The following is a 20,712-nucleotide window of genomic DNA, read 5'->3' on the forward strand; positions in this document are numbered from 1 at the left end:
CGACCAGTTGCGCGATTCGAAAGCCGGACACACGAACACGAAGGAGTGATCGAGATGAGAAGAAGGACAATCACCGCAGGGCTGGCCGCCGCCGGAGTGGCTGCCGCCCTCCTCGCTGCCGCGCCGGCGACAGCATCCGTCCCCATGGGCGGCGGACAGGGCGGCGGACACGGCGGCGGACACGGCGGCGGGCCCGGCCACTGCTCGCTGGTCGACAAAACGCTCACGGCGACGGCATCCGTGAATCAAGGGCTGACCGACACCTTCACGACCTACGGCAACACCGGCGGCGCGTGGACCGGCGGCGACAGCACGTATTCGCTGCCGCTCGGCAAGGGCGAGACCGGGTGGTTCTTCTCGGACACGTTCCTCGGCACGGTGAACTCCGACGGCTCGCGTCCGACCGACTCGCCGTTCGTGAACAACTCCGTGGTCGTGCAGGATCGCCGCGGCGGCCTGACGACGATCACCGGCGGCACTCCCGAGGCTCCGGCTGGCATCATCCCGCCCGAGGCCGACGGCAGCTGGTACTGGATCGGCGATCCGACGCCCGCGAAGCACGGCGACGTGCAGGTGCCGCTGCTGCAGTTCGAGCGCACCGGCACCGGCAGCTTCGACTTCCAGTGGGTGGCGAACCGCCTCGCCACCCTCGACGGCGACACCCTGCAGCTCGAATCGATCACCGACTCGCCCTCGGCGACCGGCATCAACTGGGGTTCGTGGACGCTCGAGGAGGGCCGCACGACGTACATCTACGGCGTCGCCGACCCTGGCGGTGTGCGCTCCGGGTACGTCGCGAAGGTGGAGGGACGCGACGGCATCGCCGGGGCGTGGACGTTCTGGAACGGCTCCGGCTGGTCGGCGGCCGAAGCGGATGCCGTGCCGGTCGTGCCGTACGTGGCGAACGAGTTCAGCGTCGCGAAGTTCAGAGACGGCTACCTGCTCGTGACGCAGGACACGTCTGAGCTGTTCAGCACGCGCATCGTGGCGCGCACGTCGTGCTCGCCCACGGGTCCGTTCACCGAGCCGGTCGAGCTGTACCGCACGCCCGAGACGGGTGCCGCGGGCTCGTACGGCGACCCCGACGTCTTCACCTACAACGCGCACGAGCACCCGAACCTGCGTCAGGGCAACCGGATCCTCGTGTCGTACAACGTGAACACCTTCGACAACGTCGGCGATGTCTACGACGACGCCTCGATCTACCGCCCGCGGTTCGTCGACGTGCAGCTGACGGTGGGGCATTGAGCGATGACCGCTCGGTGCTCCGGGGGCTGCTGGCCTCCGGAGCGCCGGTCACGTGGGTGCTGACCGGCGACTCGATCACGCACGGGCTCATCCACACTCGCGGCGCGCGCAACTACGTCGATCACCTGCACGAGCTGATCCGCGGCGACCTGGGGCGCGTGCAGGATGCCGTGATCAACACCGCCGTCACGGGGTGGCGGGCCGACCTGATCCTCGACGACTTCGAGCGTCGCGTGGCCGTCTGGCGCCCGGATGTCGTCACGCTCATGATCGGCACGAACGACTGCACGACCGAGTGGCTCGACCCTCCGATCGAGGTGGCGGCGTTCGCGGCTTCGATCACGGAGTTCGCGCGGCGGGTGCGAGCGCTCGGCGCGATCCCCGTGCTGCAGACCCCGCCGACCGTCGACCTGCTGCATGCGCCGGACCGGGCGCGGATCGGAGAGTTCGCGCAGGCGATCCGCGACGCGGCCGAGCGGGAGGGCGTGATCCTCGTCGATCAGCACGCCCGCTTCGAGGAGTTCTCGGTGGGCACGGGCCCGGGGAACGAGCGGATGCCGTGGGGCCTGCTCGATGACGCGTTCCACCCCGGCGCCGCAGGTCACGCCCTCCTGGCGCTCGGTCTGGCCGAGGGTCTGGGCCTCGACGCCCCCGGTTCCCGCGTGCTGACGGCCCTGTCGGCCCAGGTCGCCGTGGCGCGGCATCCGTCCTGGCCGCCGCACTGATCACATGCGCGAGTCCGGCGTGAACGACTCCTCACGCCCGTACCGGGGGGCCTTCAGGAAGCTCGTGGCCCACGCCACGGCGATCGCGAGCACGGCGATACCCATACCGGTGAAGACCGCGAAGCCGACGCCGCGCTGATCGAGCGCGATGCCGCCGGCCAGTGATCCGCACGCGATGCCGGCGTTCACGGCGGATGCCGGCAGCGACGCGGCCAGCGGAGCGCCAGGGCCTGCCAGGCTCACGACCCGGTGCTGGATCGAGGGCGCCGTCCCCATCCCCAGCATCCCGATGCCGAGCACGGCGAACCCGGCGACCCAGGCGTTCCCGCCGAACGCGAGCAGGATGCCGAGCGAGATGAGCACGCCGATGGCGCCGATGATCAGCATCCGGGCGGCGTTCGCATCGGCGAACCGTCCGCCGAGTGCGGAGCCGACCGTGGTCGAGACACCGTAGACGAGCAGGTACAGGGTGACGAGCGGTCCGCTCAGGCCGGTGACCTGGTCGAGGAACGGCACGAGATAGGTGATGGCCGCCAGCATCGCCGCGAAGGTGAGGAAGCTCACGCTCAACACGGCGAGCACGCGCGGGGCGAACGCATGTCGGGCCTGGCCGAGGGCGCCGCTGCCGGCGTCCGTCGGGACCGACGGCAGCACGAAGACGAGCAGCACGAGCACGACCGCGGCGCCGCCCACCACGGCGACGAAGGATCCGCGCCAGCCGACCGCCTGGCCGATCAGCGTCCCCAGCGGAAGCCCGAGCGCGCTCGCCGTCGCGAAGCCCGAGATCACGACCGACATCGCGCGGCCGGTGCGTTCGGGCGGAACGATCGACGTCGCCGTGACCATGGCGGCCGCGATGAACAGTCCCTGGGCCGCGCCGATCACGACACGCGCGACGAGGAACACCGGGTAGTCCGCGACGAGCGCGGGCAGCAGGTTCGCGACCAGGAAGACGGATGCCGTGGCCAGCAGCACGTGGCGCCGGTCGAAGCGCGTGGTGAGGAAGGTGAGCAGCGGTCCGCCGAGCGCGAGGCCGAGCGCGTTCGCGGTGACGAGCGCACCGGCCGCCGCGAGCGACACGGACAGGTCGTCGGCGATGAGGTCGATCATCCCGACGACCAGCATCTCGGCGCAGCCCATCACGAAGGCTCCGGCGAACAGCACCGTCAGGACGGCGGCGGGACGGACACGGGTTCGGGTCGTCGTGGTCATGATCTCTCCTCCGGTTATGTGCAACTCCAGAGTTGCACAGTTACGAAAGACGTGCAACCCGTAAGTTGCACCAATGGAGAGTAAGCCGGACACGACGATGCCGGCCCCGAACTCGTCGGGGCCGGCATCGTCGGACGGCACTCAGGCCTTGCGGATCAGCTTCTTGTTCACGAACTCATCCGCGCCGAGGAAGCCGAGCTCGCGCCCGATACCGCTGCGCTTGACACCGCCGAACGGCAGCTCGGGGCTGTCGGCGAGCACGAGGTTGACGTAGACCATGCCCGCCTCGATGAGGTCGGCCACCCGCTCCGCCTGCGCGGGATCGGTCGTGAACAGGTACGACCCGAGGCCGAATCCGGTGCCGTTCGCGATGCGCACGGCATCCGCCTCGTCAGCAGCCCGGTAGACCGCGGCGACCGGGCCGAAGAACTCCTCGCCCCACGCCGCCATGTCCTCGGTGACGCCGGTCAGGACCGTCGGCTCGAAGAACGCGCCGCGACGACCGCCGCCGAGCGCGACCGTGGCGCCGTCGGCGATGGCCGTCGCGACCTGCTTCTCCAGCGCCTCTGCCGCTCCCTCCGACGAGAGCGGGCCGAGGACGGCGTCGTCGGCGAGCGGCTCGACCGCCGCATGCGCCCCCATCCCGGCCACGAACTTCGCGAGGAACTCCTCGTACAGGTCGTCGGCGATGATGAAGCGCTTCGCGCCGTTGCACGACTGTCCGCTGTTGTCGAGGCGGGCATCGACCGCCGACTGCACGGCGGCATCGAGGTCGGTGGTCGAGAGCAGGATGAACGGGTCGGATCCGCCGAGCTCGAGCACCACCTTCTTGAGATGCCGGCCGGCGACCTCGGCGACACTCGATCCCGCACGCTCGGATCCCGTCAGCGAGACGCCCTGCACCCGCGGGTCCGCGATGATGTCGGCGGCCTGATCGTTCGAGATGTAGAGGTTGGTGTAGGCGCCGGCGGGGAAGCCCGCGTCGTGGAAGATCTGCTCGATCGCCGCCGCCGACTCGGGGCACTGTCGGGCGTGCTTCAGGAGGATCGGATTGCCGATGAGCAGGTTCGGTGCGGCGAAGCGGGCGACCTGGTAGTACGGGAAGTTCCACGGCATGATCCCGAGAAGCGGCCCGAGAGCGGAACGACGGATGACGGCCGTGCCGTCTCCCTGGATCGCGAGCTGCTGGTCGCGGAGGATCTCCTCGGCGTTGTCGGCGTAGTACTCGATGATGTCGGCCGCGAAGTCGACCTCGCCGAGTGCGCCCTCGAGGACCTTGCCCATCTCGCTGACGATCAGCCGCGCGAGCTCCTCGCGGCGCTCACGGTGCAGTCGTGCGACCTCGCGGAGCAGTGCGGCACGCTCACCGACCGTGCTCGTGCGGGACCAGCCGCGGAATGCGGCATCCGCGGCTGCCACCGCCTCTCCGACCTGCGCGTCGGTGATCTCGTCGTAGGTGCGGAGCTCGGTTCCCGTCGAGGGATCGGTCACGGAGTAAACGGCCATGTCGTGATGCCTGCTTTCGTCGTTCGGTGGGAGGTCTCTGGTCACGCCGCGCCGGAGGGGCGCAGCCCGGGGATGAGGAGCTGCCGGAGGGCGTCGCCCGACGCGAGCAGGTCGAGGCTCGCCTCTGCCTCCTCCAGCGGTCGATGCGCGCTGATCATCTCGTCGACGAGCAGGTTGCCCTCCATGTACTGGTCGACCAGCCAGGGGATGTCGCGCGAGGGCTTGATGCCGCCGTAGTTGGAGCCGATGATCCGCTGGTCCAGGTCGACGAGCGTCTGCGGTTCGAACGACACCTGCGAACCGGCCGGCGGGATGCCGACGACGACAGCGCTTCCTCCGATCGCGAGGCTGCGGATGCACTGGTCGGTGACCGCCCCCTTGCCGATCGCGTCGAACGCGTAGTCGACGCCGTCGGAGCTCAGCCGTCGGATCTCGGCCACGACATCGGTTCCCGACGCGACCAGGATCGTGTCGGTCGCGCCCATGCGTCGCGCGAGAGCGAGCTTGTCGTCGCGCACGTCGACCGCGATGATCTGCGCGGCCCCGGCCAGGCGGGCGCCCTGCACGATCGAGAGGCCGACGCCGCCGCACCCGATCACGGCGACGGTGGCTCCGGCCGGCACCTGCGCCGAGTTGACGACCGCTCCGACACCGGTCGCGATGGCGCAGCCGATGATCGAGATCGCCTCGAGCGGAGCGTCGTCGCGCACCTTGATAGCCCCGGATGCCGGAACGACGGCGCGTTCAGCGAAAGCAGAGGTGCCGAGATAGTGATGGATGGTCTCGTCGCCGATGCGGAGACGGGAGGTGCCGTCGTTGAGGGTGCCGCCGAGGGCGACGATCCCGGCCGCGACCTCGCAGCGCACCTCGCGGCCCAGCAGACAGTTGCGGCACTCGCCGCACGGCGCGACCCACGAGAGCACCACGTGGTCTCCGACGGCGAGGTCGGTGACGCCCTCGCCGACCGCGGAGATCGTGCCGCTGCCCTCGTGGCCGAGGACGAGCGGGAGCGGCAGGTCCCAGTCCCCCTTCCGCACGTGCAGGTCGGAGTGGCAGACCCCCGCGGCCGCGATCGTGACCTCGACCTCGTTCGGTCCCGGCGCCTGCAGCTGCACGTCTTCGACGCTGATCGGGGTGGCGCTGTCTCTCAGGACGACTGCTCTCATGGTGGCGTCATCTCGCTGTCTCTCGTTGGGACGGAGCGGGCTGATCGACCGGGTCGGTCGGACGCCCCTGCGATCAGACCGTCAGGCAGTCGTCGCCCGTGAGAGCCGAGCCTAGGGAGGCGCCTGACAGAGGACAAGCGTGGTACTCCCGTTGTCTTCCATCGGCTCTCCCTATGGCTCGGATACGCCCCGCGCGTCAGCCCGCCTGCACGTCGGCCACCCAGGTCACGCCGAAGCGGTCGGTGAGCATGCCGAAGCCGGCGGACCAGGCCGAGGCCGCCAGCGGCTCGACGACCTCGGCACCCTCGGCGAGGCGCGTCCAGTAGCGGGCGAGCTCGTCGAGCGACTCCGCCTGCAGCGACTGGAAGAACGTGCGGTCGGTGATCGTGGCGCCGTTCTCGCGTCGGGTCGATCCGGCGGTGGCGGCGGCATCCGCCTCATCCGTCCCGGGGATGTCGTACGCCATCAGACGGATGCCGGACGGGCTCGCGATCTGCCCGAAGACGACCTTGTCGGCGCCGGGGACGCCGGCCGGCATGCCGAAGTCCCCGTAGGTGGCGATCGTGACCTCGCCGCCGAAGACGGACTGGTAGAACTCGAGCGCCTGCCGTGCGGTGCCGCGGAAGTTGAGGTGGGTCGTGGTCGTGATGGTCATGCTGTTCTCCCTGATTCCTGACGGCTGGAAGCGCCGCCGGAATCAACGATCACAGGGGTAGAGGTCAGATTCGGTCCGCTACTTCCACCCGTGCAGAAACGCGAGCACCTTCGCATCGGGCATCTCGCACGCCCGCAGATGATCGGCGTTCGAGGTGCGGTACACGTTCGCGCTGACGAGGTCGGTGCCGCCCAACTCTTCGGCAGTGATCGTGATGACCCGCCCGCCGAGCCGCGTGGTGCGAGACAGCCCGTACGGCCGCCCTTCGTAGGTCACGCGCGTCCACCCCTCGGGCACACGCTCGACCAGAGCCGACAGGCTCTCCGATGCTGTTCTCCGGTCCATGATGTCCTCGACGTTCACTAGGCTCGACCCGGATCGGATCCGGGAGGCTCACATGACAGCATCGTGCATCTCATCTCGAGTGGGCCTGCCGACCGGAGGGCGAGCATGACCGCGCCGTACGAACTCTCCGATTCTCCGCGCGAGGTCGACGCGCTCCGCGACCGTGTGCGGCAGACGCGCTGGGCCCCCGACTGGCCGGTGGACGACTGGCAGGCGGGCACGAGCGCGTCCGAGTTGCGGCGCCTGGCCGCCTACTGGGTTGACGGTTTCGATTGGGCGGCGAGCGCGCGCAGCATCCGTGCCCTGCCGTGGGCGAGCGCCACGATCGACGGGACGCCCCTCAGCTATCTCCGCTTCGACGCCGAGCGCCCGGGCGGTCTGCCGATCGTGCTCACGAACGGCTGGCCCAGCTCCGCGCTGGAACTCGTGGACCTCGCCCGCCGCCTCATCGCGACACCGCCCGACGACAGCACGCCGGCGGCCTCGACCGTCATCATCCCTGCTCTTCCCGGCTTCCCGTTCTCACCGCAGCGGCCCACCCTGCGAGAGCACACGCACGAGCTGTGGCACCGGCTGATGACCGACGAGCTGGGATTCGCGCGCTACGCCGCGCACGGGGGCGACCTCGGCGCCGGCATCACCTCACGGCTGGCAGAGGCGCATCCCGAGGCCGTCGCGGGCGTGCACCTCCTCGCGGTCGCCTCGCCGCAGGAGTTCGACGAGGACACCATTACCGAAGAGGAGCGGGCCTACCTCGACGACGTCGCATCCTGGTCGGCGAGTGAGGGGGCGTATCAGCACCAGCAGCAGACACGGCCGCTCACCCTCGCGCCCGCGCTCGCGGACTCTCCGGTCGGGCTCCTGTCGTGGATCCTCGAGAAGCATCGTGCATGGAGCGACTGCGGAGGTGACGTGTCGCGGAGGTTCTCCGACGACTATCTCCTCACCCTCGCCTCGCTCTACTGGTTCACGAATTCCATATCCACGTCGTTCCGCCCGTACTACGAGTACGCATCAGGACGGACCCCGCGGGTGACCCGCGTCGAGGTGCCGACAGCGGTCGCGATCTTCCCCGCCGATCTGACCCACCCGCCGCGGAGCTGGGCCGAACGCACGTACAACGTGGTGCGGTACACCGTCATGCCGCGCGGCGGGCACTTCGCTCCGCACGAGGAGACGGAACTGCTCGCAGGCGACATCGACGCGTTCCTCCGTTCGCTCCCGTAGAGGTCAGTATCCGTCCTCTTCTCGGGCCACAATGAGGGCATGACCGGAAGCTCCGCGCGCATGCTCGCGCTGCTGTCGCTGCTGCAGACGCCGCGGGACTGGCCGGGCCACGTGCTCGCCGAGCGGCTGGACGTCAGTCCCCGCACGGTACGCCGCGACGTCGACCGCCTGCGCGAGCTCGGGTACCGGATCGGCGCGGTCAAGGGACCCGACGGCGGCTACCGGCTCGCGGCTGGGTCGGAGCTTCCGCCGCTGCTGTTCGACGACGACCAGGCCGTGGCGATCGCCGTCGCGCTGCAGAGCGTGCCGTCGAGCGGCGTCGACCTGGATGAGGCGGCGGCACGGGCGCTCGCGACCGTGCGGCAGGTGATGCCGTCCCGGTTGCGGCACCGGGTCGACGGCATCCGCTTCTCGGGAACGGAGAACGCGACCCGGGTCGATCCGGCGGTGCTCGAGGCGGTGAGCGCCGCCGTGCGGGAGAAGCGGATGCTGCGCTTCGACTACGGCAGCGCGAGTGATCCACCCGCCCGTCGGACGGAGCCGCACGCGATCGTCGCCCGCGAGGGGCGGTGGTACCTGATCGCCTGGGACCTGGAGGCCGACGACTGGCGCATCTTCCGGTTGGACCGGCTGCGCCCCCGCATCCCGACCGGTCCTTCGTTCACGCCGCGCGAGCTGCCGGCAGCGGATGCTACGACCTACCTCGCGGCACGGTCGAAGGGTTCCGTCTCCGAGGACCGCTGGCCGTGCGTCGGCGAGGTGATCATCCGGATGCCGTCGCGCGCGGTCGCGCCCTTCATCGGCGACGGCACGCTCGAGGAGATCGATGCCGAGTCGTGCAGGATCACGGTGGGCGCGTGGTCGTGGGTCGGGGTGGTCGCCTCGGTCGCACGGTTCGATGCGCCGTTCGAGATCGTGGGGCCGGAGGAGCTGCGGGCGGCGGCGGGAGCGTTGGCCGGGCGCTTGGCCGGAGCGACCCGCGACCTCCCCTTCTGAAACGTCCTCGGATGTTTGCCATCGTGGACTACCGCTTTGCAATCGCGGCGACCAAATGCCGTTTGTCGCCTACGCGGAACGTCCGATACCGCGGATATGATCGAAAGTATGGCAGGACGACAGTTGAAGGACGTCGTGCGCGCGTTCCAAGCGCGTGACGAGTTGGCCTTTCGTCGAGCAGTGAACGAGATTATCGAGGAAGAAGAGGCTCGCCACCATTTCGCGATCGCGCGAGATCTTCGGGCCCTGCTGGCCATCAACGGGGCCCCACGGGCGTCGGACGAGCTCTTCACCCTGCCGCCGTCTCCCAAGTCCCGTGACAATGAATGGGATCTCATCGATGTCCGGGTTCCCGAGGTCGAACTCGGCGATCTCGTACTCGAACCAGCCGTCCTCACCACTCTTGAAGAGACATCGCTCGAGACGGCCCATTGGGAGGAGACCGACAGCGCTGGCCTTCCGAGGCGACAAAAACTCCTATTCACCGGCCCAGCGGGTACGGGCAAGACCAGCGCCGCCGAAGGACTGGCCACCGCCCTGGGGTGGCCCCTTGGACTCGTGAGTGTCGATACCGTCGTTTCTTCATACCTCGGCGAAACCGCAACGAACTTACGTCGCGTGTTTGAGTTTGCGCAGAGCCACCGCATGGTTCTCGTGTTCGATGAGTTCGACGCATTGGGCCGGATGCGAGATGACTCATCGGAGCATGGCGAGATGAAGCGCGTCGTGTCGTCTTTCTTGCAGTTCCTCGATCAGTACTCAGGGCCGAGCATTTTGGTCGCGATCACCAACTACCCCGGCATACTTGATTTCGCCCTCTGGCGGCGATTCGACCATATCGCTGAATTTAGTCTTCCAAGCGTGCATGCTATACGGCGGCTTCTGCGGCTACGAGCGCGAAACATGTCCGCAAAACCCTTCACTGTGGATACGGCCGCGTCTCAGTTGCGCGGATTGCCGCACGCCGCCGTGGAGCGCTTCATCCTGGATGTCCGGCGCGAGCAATTACTCAAAGGCATGGTCACCGAGAATCGAGTTGCGGAGCTGCTCCGACAAATCAAACATCGGCCATGGTAAGAATGCCAGGTGGCGAGTCATCCGATCCTCCCTCCCCGTCGCGAGCTTTCATCTAGACGCGTCTCGCCGGGTTATGGGCAGACACCCTCACGGAATCCGAGGCAACACGGACGGAAGTTGCGCGATCAACTCGCGTCGATGCCCGTCGTTCGAACGCGCCAAGCGGCGACCGACGGCGTAGACGCCCGATTCGTCTTCAAGATCAGGTCTGAAGCGGGGTTCCCAGACGATCAGATACTCAGCCTCCGCGAGCTTGAGGTCCTCGGTACCGACGACCAGGCAACGTACTTCGTACTGGCCGAAGATGGCGGTAGGTCTTTCGCTGAGGCACTCGACCGTTACGGTCAGGGCGACGACGTCGAGGGTGGTTCCGGGCCTTTGAAAACGCTCTATAACAAGATCGACTCGATCGACCTGTATGGGCGGGACGATCGCAGCGGACCCGGTATCGACGAATTGCCTGCATCGGGGGCCGTAGTCGTGGACGTCACTATCTGGCCGTCTAACGACATGGACGAGGCCCGTCACCGCTTGTCACTCCTCGAACTTCGAGTCAACGAGCTTCATGGTGAGATTACCGCGCGGTCCGTGCTTCCTCGGTTCACCATTGCCCGCGTAGCCATCGATGCGTCGGTGCTTCTCCAGCTCTTGGACCTCTACGTGATCGAAAGTGCGCGCACTCCACCCGTGCCATACATTGATCCGAGCGACTGGCGGGAAGCCGATGCCGACAATTTCTCCTTCGTTCACACGGATTCCGCGCCGATTGGAGTACTCGACGATCTCCCCTCGGTCGCGCACCCCGCTCTCGCGGGACGGGTGACTATCCATCCAACGCCGGTCAGCTTGCCCCGATCGTGGGAACCGCCGGGCCCACACGGGACGATGGTGGCGGGTATAGCGCTGGCGCCGGACCTCGCCGGTGACCTAATCCGAGGTGCCGTCATTCGTGTGGAGGGTCGCGTTGAGGCAATACGAGTCCTCGAACCGATCAGCGGCACCGTTGACGCGACCCAGTTCCCTCCAGAGTTTCTGCCGGGTCAATTGGTAGCCGATTCGATTCGAAAGCTGCATTCCGAGCAAAACGTGCGTGTCTTCAACCTCAGCTTCGGGTTCGACCGCGACTTCGGCGCGTCGCACGTTGGCGAGTTCTCCGAAATGCTGGACGAGCTCGCTCGCGAGCTGGACATCGTGGTGGTTGTCGCTGCTGGCAACATCTCAATCCCATACAACGGAATCTTGGCTAACGGTCAGCATGTCAGGCACGACTACCCAGACCACCTGCACGACGTGAGCAGCAGGCTGGCACAGCCAGCGAATGCGGCGAACCTCCTCACCGTCGGCGGAATCGCGATCAGCGCCGCTCCCGCTCCAAGGTTCCCCCCAAGGCTCGGCGACCGCGCGGTTGCGCCGGTGGGTCACATCTCCCCGTTCAGTCGAACGGGCCCTGGGCACGGCCGTCTCACCTCAAGAATCAACAAACCAGATTTCGTGGCGCCCGCCGGGAACGTCATCATTGATGATACGGACATGGCCAACGTTCGGGATCAAGGCACTGGCGTGCTGGGTCCTGCCACGAACCCCGCTGGTGGACTGTTCCGGATGGGGCATGGGACGAGCTTCGCAGCCCCGTCTGTCTCACGATCCGCCGCGGCTGTCTTGTATGAGTACCCCGATGCCTCAGCTAATCTCATCCGCGCCTTGCTGGCGTCGTCGGCGACCCTACCAATTGGCGCAAACGCCCTTGACCACGGAATACGCCATGCCCGCTACGGCTTTGGCATCGTTCGGCATCAAGACGCGGTCGCGAGCGGGCCCCAGCGCGTCACGATGACCTTCCAAGGCGACCTCGCCGTCGACACTTCCGTAATTCACCCCGTTCCGATCCCGCGAGGATTCTCGCTACCGCGGAGTAGTTCGCGAACGATTCGGATTGCGCTCGCCTTCGATCCGCCGGTCCGACGTACAAGACGCGAGTACACCGCCGCCACGATGGTGACGGATGCTTACCGCGCAGTGAGTATTGAGGCACTCGAAGAGAGACTGCGCCAGCAAGACCCTGACGACCCGCAGCCGCTTTACAACGACCGGCGTCGCCTCACCAAGTTCAAGCCGCCGCATACTGCCCATCGCGAGTCCACCCTTCAGGTGAAGGACTGGACTCCAACGGTGCTGGATCCTGACGACGGAGACGCCTACTTCGTCGTAGTCACACATAAGACTCGCACTTGGTTCCGCGAGCGCCCGGACTACGAGACGCAATCCTACGCACTCGCGGTCTCGTTGTTCGATGAGGCGAGGACCGAACTCGACCTGTCGATCGCGGTAACTCAAACTGTCTCGGTACAGGCAAGATCCCGCGCTCGGGTGTAGGTCGCTGAGCCGCCTGCCTGGTCGAGTGATCTAGTAGATCTAGTACCGACGTCGCGGCATCTAGATATGGAGACTGTGACGAGGACTGAACTCAATCAGCAGACTGCGCGCGTGCTGGCGCGGTCGTAGCTGGCGAGCATCTTGCGGTGACGGACCGCGGGCGACCGACCGCCGAGCTGTCGCCTCCAGCGGCCACAGCTTGGAAACGCATGATCGCCGGCGATCGCGTGAAGTTGCCCACCAGGGCCGGGGCTCTCACTCACTCGCCGATTTCCGACACCCTGTCGACCGCCGAGATCCTCGACGATTTCCGTGCGGACCGCGTGTGATCTATTTCGACACCTCAGCGGCCGGTAAGGCCCTCATCGACGAAGAAGGAACCGACGTGGTCCGAGGCGCCTTCGCAGACGGCTCGGAACTCGTCTCGTCACAGCTTCTCGCCATCGAGCTCCACGCCGCCCTGGACCGGCGACCGATCGACCGCGATGCCGTGGAAGAGCCTCTCAGGGTCTCGCGCTGATCTCACTCGACGGTGACAGGGGGACCCGCGCCGTCGACCTGCACAGCGGCCTGAGTGCGCTGGATGCCCTCCACCTCGCGACCGCTCTGAAACTCGGTGATGTGGTCAGCGGCATCCTCCCGTTCGATCGCGAGTTCGCCGCCGTGGCGGCACAGCATGGCCTGCCGGCGGCGGACCTGAGTCGAGGCCGAGCAGGTACCACCCTCCCCGAATCCGGCCGAACGCGACCGCCGGTAGACTGGAACCGCCCCGCCGGCCCCTTCCTTTGGAGTGCGCGTGACCACCGCCCCTGCACCTGTCCACAAGCACGTCCCCGACTCGGTCGAGAACGCGACCGCGACGCCCGAGAAGGAGCAGCCGTACGGCGCCCTCGGACTCAAGGACGACGAGTACGCGCGCATCAAGGAGATCCTCGGCCGCCGCCCCACCTCGGGCGAGCTGGCGATGTACTCCGTCATGTGGTCCGAGCACTGCTCCTACAAGTCGTCGAAGAACTACCTGCGCCGCTTCGGCCAGAAGGTCTCCGACGAGATGAAGGAACGCCTCATGGTCGGCATGGGCCAGAACGCGGGCGTCATCGACGTCGGTGAGGGCTGGGCCGTCACCTTCAAGGCCGAGTCGCACAACCACCCGTCGTTCATCGAGCCCTTCCAGGGCGCGGCGACGGGCGTCGGCGGCATCGTCCGCGACATCATCTCGATGGGCGCCCGCCCGGTCGCGGTCATGGATGCCCTGCGCTTCGGCGCGATCGACCACCCCGACACCGCCCGCGTCGTGCACGGCGTGACCAGCGGCATCAGCTTCTACGGAAACTGCCTCGGCCTGCCGAACATCGGCGGCGAGACCGTGTTCGACGCCGTCTACCAGGCCAACCCGCTCGTGAACGCGCTCGCAGTGGGCGTGCTCCGCCACGAAGACCTCAAGCTCGCCAACGCGACCGGCGTCGGCAACAAGGTCGTGCTCTTCGGCGCCCGCACGGGCGGCGACGGCATCGGCGGCGCGAGCATCCTGGCATCCGATTCCTTCGATTCCACCGGCCCGACCAAGCGCCCCGCCGTGCAGGTCGGCGACCCCTTCGCCGAGAAGGTGCTCATCGAGTGCTGCCTCGAGCTGTACCGCGGCGAGCTCGTCGAGGCGATCCAGGACCTCGGTGCCGCCGGCATCTCCTGCGCGACCAGCGAGCTGGCGGCCAACGGCAACAGCGGCATGAAGGTCTCGCTCGACAACGTGCTCCTGCGCGACCCCACGCTCACGGCAGAGGAGATCCTCATGTCGGAGTCGCAGGAGCGCATGATGGCGATCGTCGCCCCCGAGAAGCTCGACGCCTTCATGGAGGTCGTGAACAAGTGGGAGGTCGAGACCTCCGTGCTCGGCGAGGTCACCGGTGACGGACGCCTCGTCATCGACTGGCAGGGCGAGCGCATCGTCGACGTCGACCCGTCGACGGTCGCGGTCGACGGCCCGGTCTACGACCGTCCGGTCGCGTACCCGTCGTGGATCGACGCACTGCAGGCGGATGCCGCGGAGAACCTGCCGCGCTCGTCGGAGCCCGAGGTCCTGCGTCAGCAGTTCCTCGATCTGGTCGCTTCGCCGAACCTGGCCGACACGAGCTGGATCACGAACCAGTACGACTACTACGTGCTCGGCAACACCGCGCTGAGCTTCCCCGACGACGCCGGTATGATCCGCGTCGACGAGGAGTCCGGCCTCGGCTTCGCGATCTCGACCGACGCGAACGGCCGGTACAGCCAGCTCGACCCGTACGCGGGTGCGCAGATCGCCCTGGCCGAGGCGTACCGCAACGTCGCCGTCACGGGCGCCGTGCCGACCGCCATCACCGACTGCCTGAACTTCGGCTCTCCCGAGAACCCCGAGGTCATGTGGCAGTTCGGCCAGACGGTCGACGGCCTGGCCGACGGATGCTACGAGCTCGGCACCCCGGTCACCGGCGGCAACGTCTCGTTCTACAACCAGACCGGCGACGTGCCGATCCACCCGACCCCGCTCGTGGGCGTGCTCGGCATCATCGACGACGTCTCGCGCCGCATCCCGTCGGGCTGGCAGGACATCGGCCAGAACATCTACCTGCTCGGCACCACCTCGACCGAGCTCTCGGGTTCGGCGTGGGCCGAGGTCGTGCACCAGCACCTCGGCGGACGGCCCCCGAAGGTCGACCTGGCGGGCGAGAAGCGCCTCGCGGGTCTGCTCTCGGCCGCCCGTGACGAGTGGCTGATCTCCTCGGCGCACGACCTCTCCGAGGGCGGCCTCGGTCAGGCCCTCGCCGAGGGCGTGTCCCGCTTCGGTGTCGGCGCCCGCGTGTGGCTGAACGAGATCATCGAACGCGACGGCGTCGATGCGGCATCCGCTCTGTTCTCGGAGTCGACCGGTCGCGTCATCGTGACCGTCCCGCGCGAGGACGACGTGAAGTTCCGCGGCCTGTGCGAGGGCCGCGACTACCCGGTGATCCGCATCGGCGTGACCGACAGCGAGCCGCAGCTCGAGGTGCAGGACGTCTTCACCGTCACGGTCGACGAGCTGCGCGAGCGCTCGAACGCCACCCTGCCGTCGTACTTCGGACCCACCGTCACGGAGCCGGCAGACGCCGGTCGCTGAGCGAGACGAAGCGCATGAGTGAACTGAGCAGGCCCGACGACGACTACGGCGACCTCGGCGAGAAGCGCAGCCGCCGTCTGCGGATCGTCGCGTGGACGGTCATCGTCGCGCTGATCCTCGGCGGTGGCGGGGCGACCGTGCTGACGATCCTGCTGGGCTGAGGGGCCGCGGCGGCGACGCACGAACTTCGCAGAACGACACGAACGTCGCAGGAATCCGGCCGATTCCTGCGACGTTTCTGTCGTTCTGCGAGGTTTGATCGCGGGCGACCCCTCCTCCACAGCACGCGCCAAGACAGACTTCCCCTCAGGCCTTGAAAATCGCCCCTCGAATGTAGGCGCCCCCGCGCACCATGCAATCACCACGAACAAAGGGGATGGCATGACCGACGCGAAACTCGATCTGATCGCCAAGCTGCTGGCGAAGGCCGAGAGCACCACACCGGAAGAGGCTGAGGCTCTCACCGAGCACGCCGAGCGCCTGATGGTGAAGTACGGCATCGAACAGGCGCGCATCGATGAGCGACGCGGGCGCCTGGGGCAGGAGCGCGAAGAGATCGTCCAGGAGCGCATCCTCTTCACGGGAACATACTCCCGCGACATGCGTGAGCTCGGCGCCGGCGTCGCCCTGGCACTCGGTACGGTGTGCCCGCTCCACGCCGAGGGCACGGGATCCCTGCTCTACCTCGTCGGCCATACGTCCGACGTGCAGCAGGCCCGCACGCTCACGGCGAGCCTCGAGGTCCAGGCGATGGTGGCGATGCGCGCGTGGTGGGCGCATCATCGTGACGGCTATCGCCTGTGCAGCGAGAGCGACCGGCGTCGTGCGCGCAGCGGCTTCATCCGGGGATTCGCCGCCGGTGCCGCCGGTCGCATCCGCGACAGCCGGCAGGCGATCGTCGACGAGGCCGGCAGCGGCACGGCGCTCGTGCTGGCCTCTCGCCGCGATCGCGTGGAGGCGGCTGTCGACCGGATGACGACGCGACGCGGACGCGCCCGTCACGGAGCGGATGCCGGGGCGTTCATGCACGGCCACCGCTCGGGCAGCCAGGCGCAGACCGGGACTCGGGCCGAGGCCGTGAGCGGGGCTGCGCGGTGAGCCGGGCCGGCGGAGCGCCCTGCAGAAGGGAACCCCGGCCGCCGAGGGAGCATGGCGACGCGACGCGCCTCACCCCAGCCGGAGGCGTCTCGCGGCCACACTTCTCGCTCGACGACCGGGGGTGGGATGGAGCGACCCTCCCCAGCGTCGCCGGGCACGAAGGTAGCCCGGGCGTGACGATACCTCCATGGGGAGAACTACCCACGTCCGGGCGAAGCGTCGCCACCGGGAGCGAAGAGAAAGCGGACGAGGCTCTCCAGGGTTCCGGCCTCGCCCGATCTCCGGCCGAGGGACTGCACGATGATGGCGCCCAGGATGGCGGCGCCGATCTGATCGACCGGCGCGTCCGCGGGCAGCTGGCCGTCGCGGATGCCGGCGCGAAGGCGCTCGGACAGATGCGCTTCGACGCCGAGACTCTCGGTGAGGTGCGTGCCGACGCCGACGTCTTCCGTCGCGGCGGAGACCAGGGAGCGCAGGAGCGCGCCACCCTCCGGCGCATCGACCAACGACATGACCGTGTGCAGCCAGGCGGCGACGTCGGCGCGCAGATCGCCGGTGTCGGGCACCACGAAGTCGACCGGGATCAGGCGCCCCTCCGCCAGACACTCCCCGATCAACGCGCCGCGGGACGGCCACCAGCGATAGATGGTCTGCTTGCCGACTCCGGCCTCTTTCGCGATGCCCTCGATCGTGAGGCGGTCGTAGCCCTGATTGTGGAACAGGCGCGCGGTGGCGTCGAGGATCGCCTCGCGGGCAGCGGTGCTGCGAACGGGTCCGCTCCGATGCTCGTTCACCGTCTCAGGATAGCCACAGTTCCCTAGACGAGACGTACCGTATGATCACTTCGACCGAGGGAGAAACATTGGCTTCGCTGCTGTACCGGCTGGGTTCGTTCGCTGCGCGCAGGGCATGGACCGTGATCGTCTCGTGGATCGTGATCCTCGGGCTCGGCGTCGGTGCGTTCCTCACCCTGGGCGGCACGCTGAGCAACAGCTTCGACATCCCCGGCACCGCCTCCGGGGCCGTGACCGACGAGCTCGCCGAGAAGCTGCCCGACACCGCCGGCGGCACCGGCACGGTCGTGTACCGGACCGAAGACGGCTCCGCGTTCACCGATGAGCAGAAGCAGGCCATCTCCGAACTCGCCGTGAGCGCCGAAGGCCTCGACGGCGTCGCGTCCGTGATCGACCCGTTCGATGCACAGCAGCAGCAGGCCGCCCAGGCGCAGGAGCTCGCCGACGGCGAAGCGAAGATCGCCGACGGCCGCACCCAGCTCGAGGCCGGCCAGACCCAGCTCGACGACGGGCGGGCACAGCTCGACGCGGCGCTCACTCAGCTCACCGCGGCACGCACCCAGGCCGAACAGGCCGGCGCCGGTGCCGCGCAGCTGGCCGAACTCGACGCACAGCTCGCCGCCCTCAATGCGCAGCTCGCCGAACTCGACGCGCAGCAGGCGACGATCGACTCCAACCGCATCGAACTCGACGACAACAGCACGCAGGTCGAACTCGGCTCCACGCTCCTCGACCTGTCCGACGGCATCGGCGTCGTATCGGACGACGACTCGACCGCGATCGTCAACATCTCGTTCGTCGACCCCCGACTCGAGCTCTCCGAAGAGGTCAAGCAGGGCGCGATCGACCACTTCGCATCGGCTCCCATCGACGGCCTCGAGGTCGACTTCGGCACCGACATCGCCCAGGGCGTCCCCGAGATCTTCGGCATCGGAGAAGCCGTCGGTCTCGCCTTCGCAGCGATCGTCCTCATCGTGATGCTCGGCTCGCTGATCGCTGCGGCGCTCCCGATCGTCACGGCGATCGTCGGCGTGGGCGTCGGCGTCACGGCATCCCTCGCCTTCTCGGGCGTCGTCGACATGGCCTCGGTCACACCCGTGCTCGGCGTGATGCTCGGGCTCGCCGTCGGCATCGACTATTCGCTGTTCATCGTCAACCGCCACCGAAAGCAACTGCTCGCCGGCGTGCCGGTGCGGGAGTCCATCGGCCTCGCGACCGGCACCTCCGGCACGGCGGTCGTGTTCGCCGGAACCACGGTCATCGTCGCACTCTTCGCCCTGAACGTCACCGGCGTGCCCTTCCTCGGCCTCATGGGAACAGTCGGCGCGGTCTGCGTCGCCGTCGCCGTCCTCGTGGCGATCACCCTCGCCCCCGCGATCCTCGGACTCGTCGGCACGCGACTGCTGCGGCGCAAGACCCGTGGGACGATCGGCGAGGAGCACGCCGCCGGCACGCCGGTGAAGCGGATGTCGACGCTCCGCGCCGTCGTCACCGCCGTGGTCAGCGTCGCCGCGCTCCTGATCATCGCGGTCCCCTCGATGTCGATGCGGCTCGGGCTGCCCGACGGGTCGAGCGAACCGAGCGACTCCACCAGCTACCGCGCGTTCCAGGCCGTCGACGAGCAGTTCGGAGAGGGCGCGAACGGTCCGCTCCTCGTGACCGCGACCCTCGACGAGGCGATCAGCGACGACGATCTGCTGGCCACCCAGGTCACCGTCGCGCAGGCGATCGCCGATCAGGACGACGTCGTCGCGGTCGCCCCGATCGCGGCATCCGACGACAACACGCTCCTCGCGTTCCAGGTGCTCCCCGCCGAGGGTCCCAACAGCGCATCCACCGAGCGACTCGTGCAGGACCTCCGCTCGATGCCCGCGATCGGCGATGGGATCGTGGTGGGCGTCGCCGGCCAGGCCGCGACCAACATCGACATCTCCGAAGCGCTGGCCGGAGTGCTGCCCCTCTACCTGACCGTCGTGGTCGGACTGTCGCTGCTGATCATGATCGTCGTGTTCCGCTCGCTGCTGGTGCCGCTGATCGCGACTGGAGGGTTCGTGCTCTCCCTCTTCGCGACGTACGGTCTGATCGTCGCCGTGTTCCAGTTCGGCTGGGGCGCCGACCTCATCGGCCTGCACAGCACCGGGCCCATCCTGAGCTTCCTGCCGGTGATCCTCGTCGGCATCCTGTTCGGCCTCGCGATGGACTACCAGCTGTTCCTCGCGTCCGGGATGCGCGAGGCGTACGTGCACGGCGCCTCGGCGAAGGATGCCGTCGCGCAGGGCTTCCGTGCCGGCCGTTCGGTCGTCATCGCCGCGGCACTCATCATGGTGTCGGTCTTCGGCGGGTTCATCTTCTCGGAGTCGACGATCATCCGCTCGATCGGGTTCGGCCTCGCGTTCGGCGTGCTGCTCGACGCGTTCGTGGTGCGGATGCTGCTCATGCCGTCGCTCATGCACCTGCTCGGACGCTCCGCCTGGTGGCTTCCGCGCTGGCTCGACCGTCTCCTCCCGAACGTCGACATGGAGGGTGCCGCACTCGAGCGCGATCATCCGGGCATGAAGGCCGTCGCGATCCCGACCGGCGACTCCGCTGCCGGCGACTCCCCCGCTGGAGACGCCTCTGCCGGAGACGCCTCGTCGGCCTCCGATGTCGAGACCATCGACCGACCGCTGCTGCGTCGGGATCTCAAGCACTGAGGCTCGCCGCTTCGGGGCCGCCTGTCGCACCCCCTGCCTAAAGTGGGCACATGACCACCGACCTGCGCGCGCTGCTGGAAGAGCTGCGCGCGCAGGCAACAGCACGTGTCGCGTCCACGTCCGCCGCGCTGGCCGAGCTCACTCACGACCGCGAAGGCTCGAACGACGACGACGAGCACGACCCCGAAGGCGTCACCCTGTCGTCGGAGTGGTCGCGGCTGACCGGTCTCGCCGAGGCCGCGGCATCCGAACTCCGGCAGGTCGACGAGGCGCTGGCCCGAATGGACGCCGGCACCTACGGCATCTGCGCGAACTGCGGACGACCCATCCCGCCGGAGCGCCTCGAAGTGCGCCCGTTCGCCGAGTACTGCGTCGCCTGCGCCGAGAAGCTCGGTCGCTGAAGCTCGGTCGGCGGTGCTCGGACGCTGAATCCGGGCGGCGTACCCTGGTGGCGAGAATCGGAG

The 20,712-nt window shown here is 68.2% G+C and carries 19 protein-coding genes; 12 read left to right on the forward strand and 7 right to left on the reverse strand.

What is annotated here, in order from left to right; translation table 11 throughout:
- Nucleotides 1-54 precede the first annotated feature (54 nt).
- On the forward strand, nucleotides 55-1,248 hold the full coding sequence (locus DW306_RS17770) for a DUF4185 domain-containing protein (protein ID WP_240747260.1): 1,194 nt from the start codon (nucleotides 55-57) through the stop codon (nucleotides 1,246-1,248).
- Nucleotides 1,245-1,973 (forward strand): SGNH/GDSL hydrolase family protein, encoded by a 729-nt coding sequence (locus DW306_RS17775; RefSeq protein WP_136056918.1) that lies wholly within the window; start codon nucleotides 1,245-1,247, stop codon nucleotides 1,971-1,973. The genes DW306_RS17770 and DW306_RS17775 overlap by 4 nt, the downstream gene beginning before the upstream one ends.
- Here the strand turns inward: DW306_RS17775 and DW306_RS17780 are convergent, their stop codons facing one another.
- From DW306_RS17780 to DW306_RS17800, 5 genes are all read right to left on the reverse strand, one after another.
- Nucleotides 1,974-3,185: an MFS transporter gene (locus DW306_RS17780; RefSeq protein ID WP_136056919.1), complete on the reverse strand. Its 1,212-nt coding sequence runs from the start codon at nucleotides 3,183-3,185 to the stop codon at nucleotides 1,974-1,976.
- Between the two features lie 141 nt (nucleotides 3,186-3,326).
- Complete coding sequence (locus DW306_RS17785) at nucleotides 3,327-4,691, reverse strand: NAD-dependent succinate-semialdehyde dehydrogenase (RefSeq protein WP_136056920.1); 1,365 nt, start codon at nucleotides 4,689-4,691, stop codon at nucleotides 3,327-3,329.
- 41 nt (nucleotides 4,692-4,732) lie between these two features.
- A complete protein-coding gene (locus DW306_RS17790; RefSeq protein ID WP_136056921.1) occupies nucleotides 4,733-5,857 on the reverse strand; it encodes a Zn-dependent alcohol dehydrogenase in 1,125 nt (374 codons plus the stop codon).
- Nucleotides 5,858-6,053: 196 nt separating this feature from the next.
- Nucleotides 6,054-6,512 (reverse strand): VOC family protein, encoded by a 459-nt coding sequence (locus DW306_RS17795; RefSeq protein ID WP_136056922.1) that lies wholly within the window; start codon nucleotides 6,510-6,512, stop codon nucleotides 6,054-6,056.
- 78 nt (nucleotides 6,513-6,590) lie between these two features.
- On the reverse strand, nucleotides 6,591-6,857 hold the full coding sequence (locus DW306_RS17800; protein ID WP_240747261.1) for a peptide methionine sulfoxide reductase: 267 nt from the start codon (nucleotides 6,855-6,857) through the stop codon (nucleotides 6,591-6,593).
- A 105-nt stretch (nucleotides 6,858-6,962) separates the two neighbouring features.
- On the opposite strand from DW306_RS17800, the gene DW306_RS17805 reads away from it, so the two are divergent.
- From DW306_RS17805 to DW306_RS17825, 5 genes are all read left to right on the forward strand, one after another.
- The gene (locus DW306_RS17805) at nucleotides 6,963-8,084 is read left to right on the forward strand and encodes an epoxide hydrolase family protein (RefSeq protein WP_136056923.1); all 1,122 of its coding nucleotides are present in this window, start codon (nucleotides 6,963-6,965) and stop codon (nucleotides 8,082-8,084) included.
- Nucleotides 8,085-8,123: 39 nt separating this feature from the next.
- Nucleotides 8,124-9,080, forward strand: a complete 957-nt coding sequence (locus DW306_RS17810; protein WP_136056924.1) for a WYL domain-containing protein — start codon at nucleotides 8,124-8,126, stop codon at nucleotides 9,078-9,080.
- Nucleotides 9,081-9,188: 108 nt separating this feature from the next.
- Nucleotides 9,189-10,157: an ATP-binding protein gene (locus tag DW306_RS17815; protein WP_168429368.1), complete on the forward strand. Its 969-nt coding sequence runs from the start codon at nucleotides 9,189-9,191 to the stop codon at nucleotides 10,155-10,157.
- A gap of 138 nt (nucleotides 10,158-10,295) precedes the next feature.
- Complete coding sequence (locus DW306_RS17820) at nucleotides 10,296-12,530, forward strand: S8 family peptidase (RefSeq protein ID WP_136056926.1); 2,235 nt, start codon at nucleotides 10,296-10,298, stop codon at nucleotides 12,528-12,530.
- A 325-nt stretch (nucleotides 12,531-12,855) separates the two neighbouring features.
- A complete protein-coding gene (locus DW306_RS17825) occupies nucleotides 12,856-13,050 on the forward strand; it encodes a PIN domain-containing protein (protein ID WP_136056927.1) in 195 nt (64 codons plus the stop codon).
- 2 nt (nucleotides 13,051-13,052) lie between these two features.
- Here DW306_RS17825 and DW306_RS21385 read toward each other — a convergent pair whose 3' ends face one another.
- Nucleotides 13,053-13,208, reverse strand: coding sequence for a hypothetical protein (locus DW306_RS21385; protein WP_168429369.1), 156 nt, complete (start codon nucleotides 13,206-13,208; stop codon nucleotides 13,053-13,055).
- 118 nt (nucleotides 13,209-13,326) lie between these two features.
- On the opposite strand from DW306_RS21385, the gene purL reads away from it, so the two are divergent.
- The 3 genes from purL to DW306_RS17835 all read left to right on the forward strand — a co-directional run bounded on the left by purL (nucleotide 13,327) and on the right by DW306_RS17835 (nucleotide 16,761).
- Entirely contained in the window at nucleotides 13,327-15,663 is a 2,337-nt protein-coding gene (purL, locus tag DW306_RS17830) for a phosphoribosylformylglycinamidine synthase subunit PurL (RefSeq protein WP_136056928.1), read from the forward strand.
- Nucleotides 15,664-15,677: 14 nt separating this feature from the next.
- Nucleotides 15,678-15,824 (forward strand): hypothetical protein, encoded by a 147-nt coding sequence (locus DW306_RS21390; RefSeq protein ID WP_168429370.1) that lies wholly within the window; start codon nucleotides 15,678-15,680, stop codon nucleotides 15,822-15,824.
- Nucleotides 15,825-16,044: 220 nt separating this feature from the next.
- A complete protein-coding gene (locus tag DW306_RS17835) occupies nucleotides 16,045-16,761 on the forward strand; it encodes a DUF2786 domain-containing protein (protein WP_136056929.1) in 717 nt (238 codons plus the stop codon).
- Between the two features lie 197 nt (nucleotides 16,762-16,958).
- On the opposite strand, the gene DW306_RS17840 is transcribed toward DW306_RS17835, so the two are convergent.
- On the reverse strand, nucleotides 16,959-17,555 hold the full coding sequence (locus DW306_RS17840; RefSeq protein ID WP_136056930.1) for a TetR/AcrR family transcriptional regulator: 597 nt from the start codon (nucleotides 17,553-17,555) through the stop codon (nucleotides 16,959-16,961).
- Nucleotides 17,556-17,623: 68 nt separating this feature from the next.
- On the opposite strand from DW306_RS17840, the gene DW306_RS17845 reads away from it, so the two are divergent.
- Both DW306_RS17845 and DW306_RS17850 read left to right on the forward strand, forming a co-directional pair.
- Nucleotides 17,624-20,248, forward strand: coding sequence for an MMPL family transporter (locus tag DW306_RS17845; protein WP_136056999.1), 2,625 nt, complete (start codon nucleotides 17,624-17,626; stop codon nucleotides 20,246-20,248).
- A gap of 50 nt (nucleotides 20,249-20,298) precedes the next feature.
- On the forward strand, nucleotides 20,299-20,649 hold the full coding sequence (locus DW306_RS17850) for a TraR/DksA C4-type zinc finger protein (protein WP_136056931.1): 351 nt from the start codon (nucleotides 20,299-20,301) through the stop codon (nucleotides 20,647-20,649).
- Nucleotides 20,650-20,712 lie beyond the last annotated feature (63 nt).

Origin of the sequence: Microbacterium sp. K24 (assembly GCF_004794465.1) — a bacterium.
Taxonomy (GTDB): domain Bacteria; phylum Actinomycetota; class Actinomycetes; order Actinomycetales; family Microbacteriaceae; genus Microbacterium.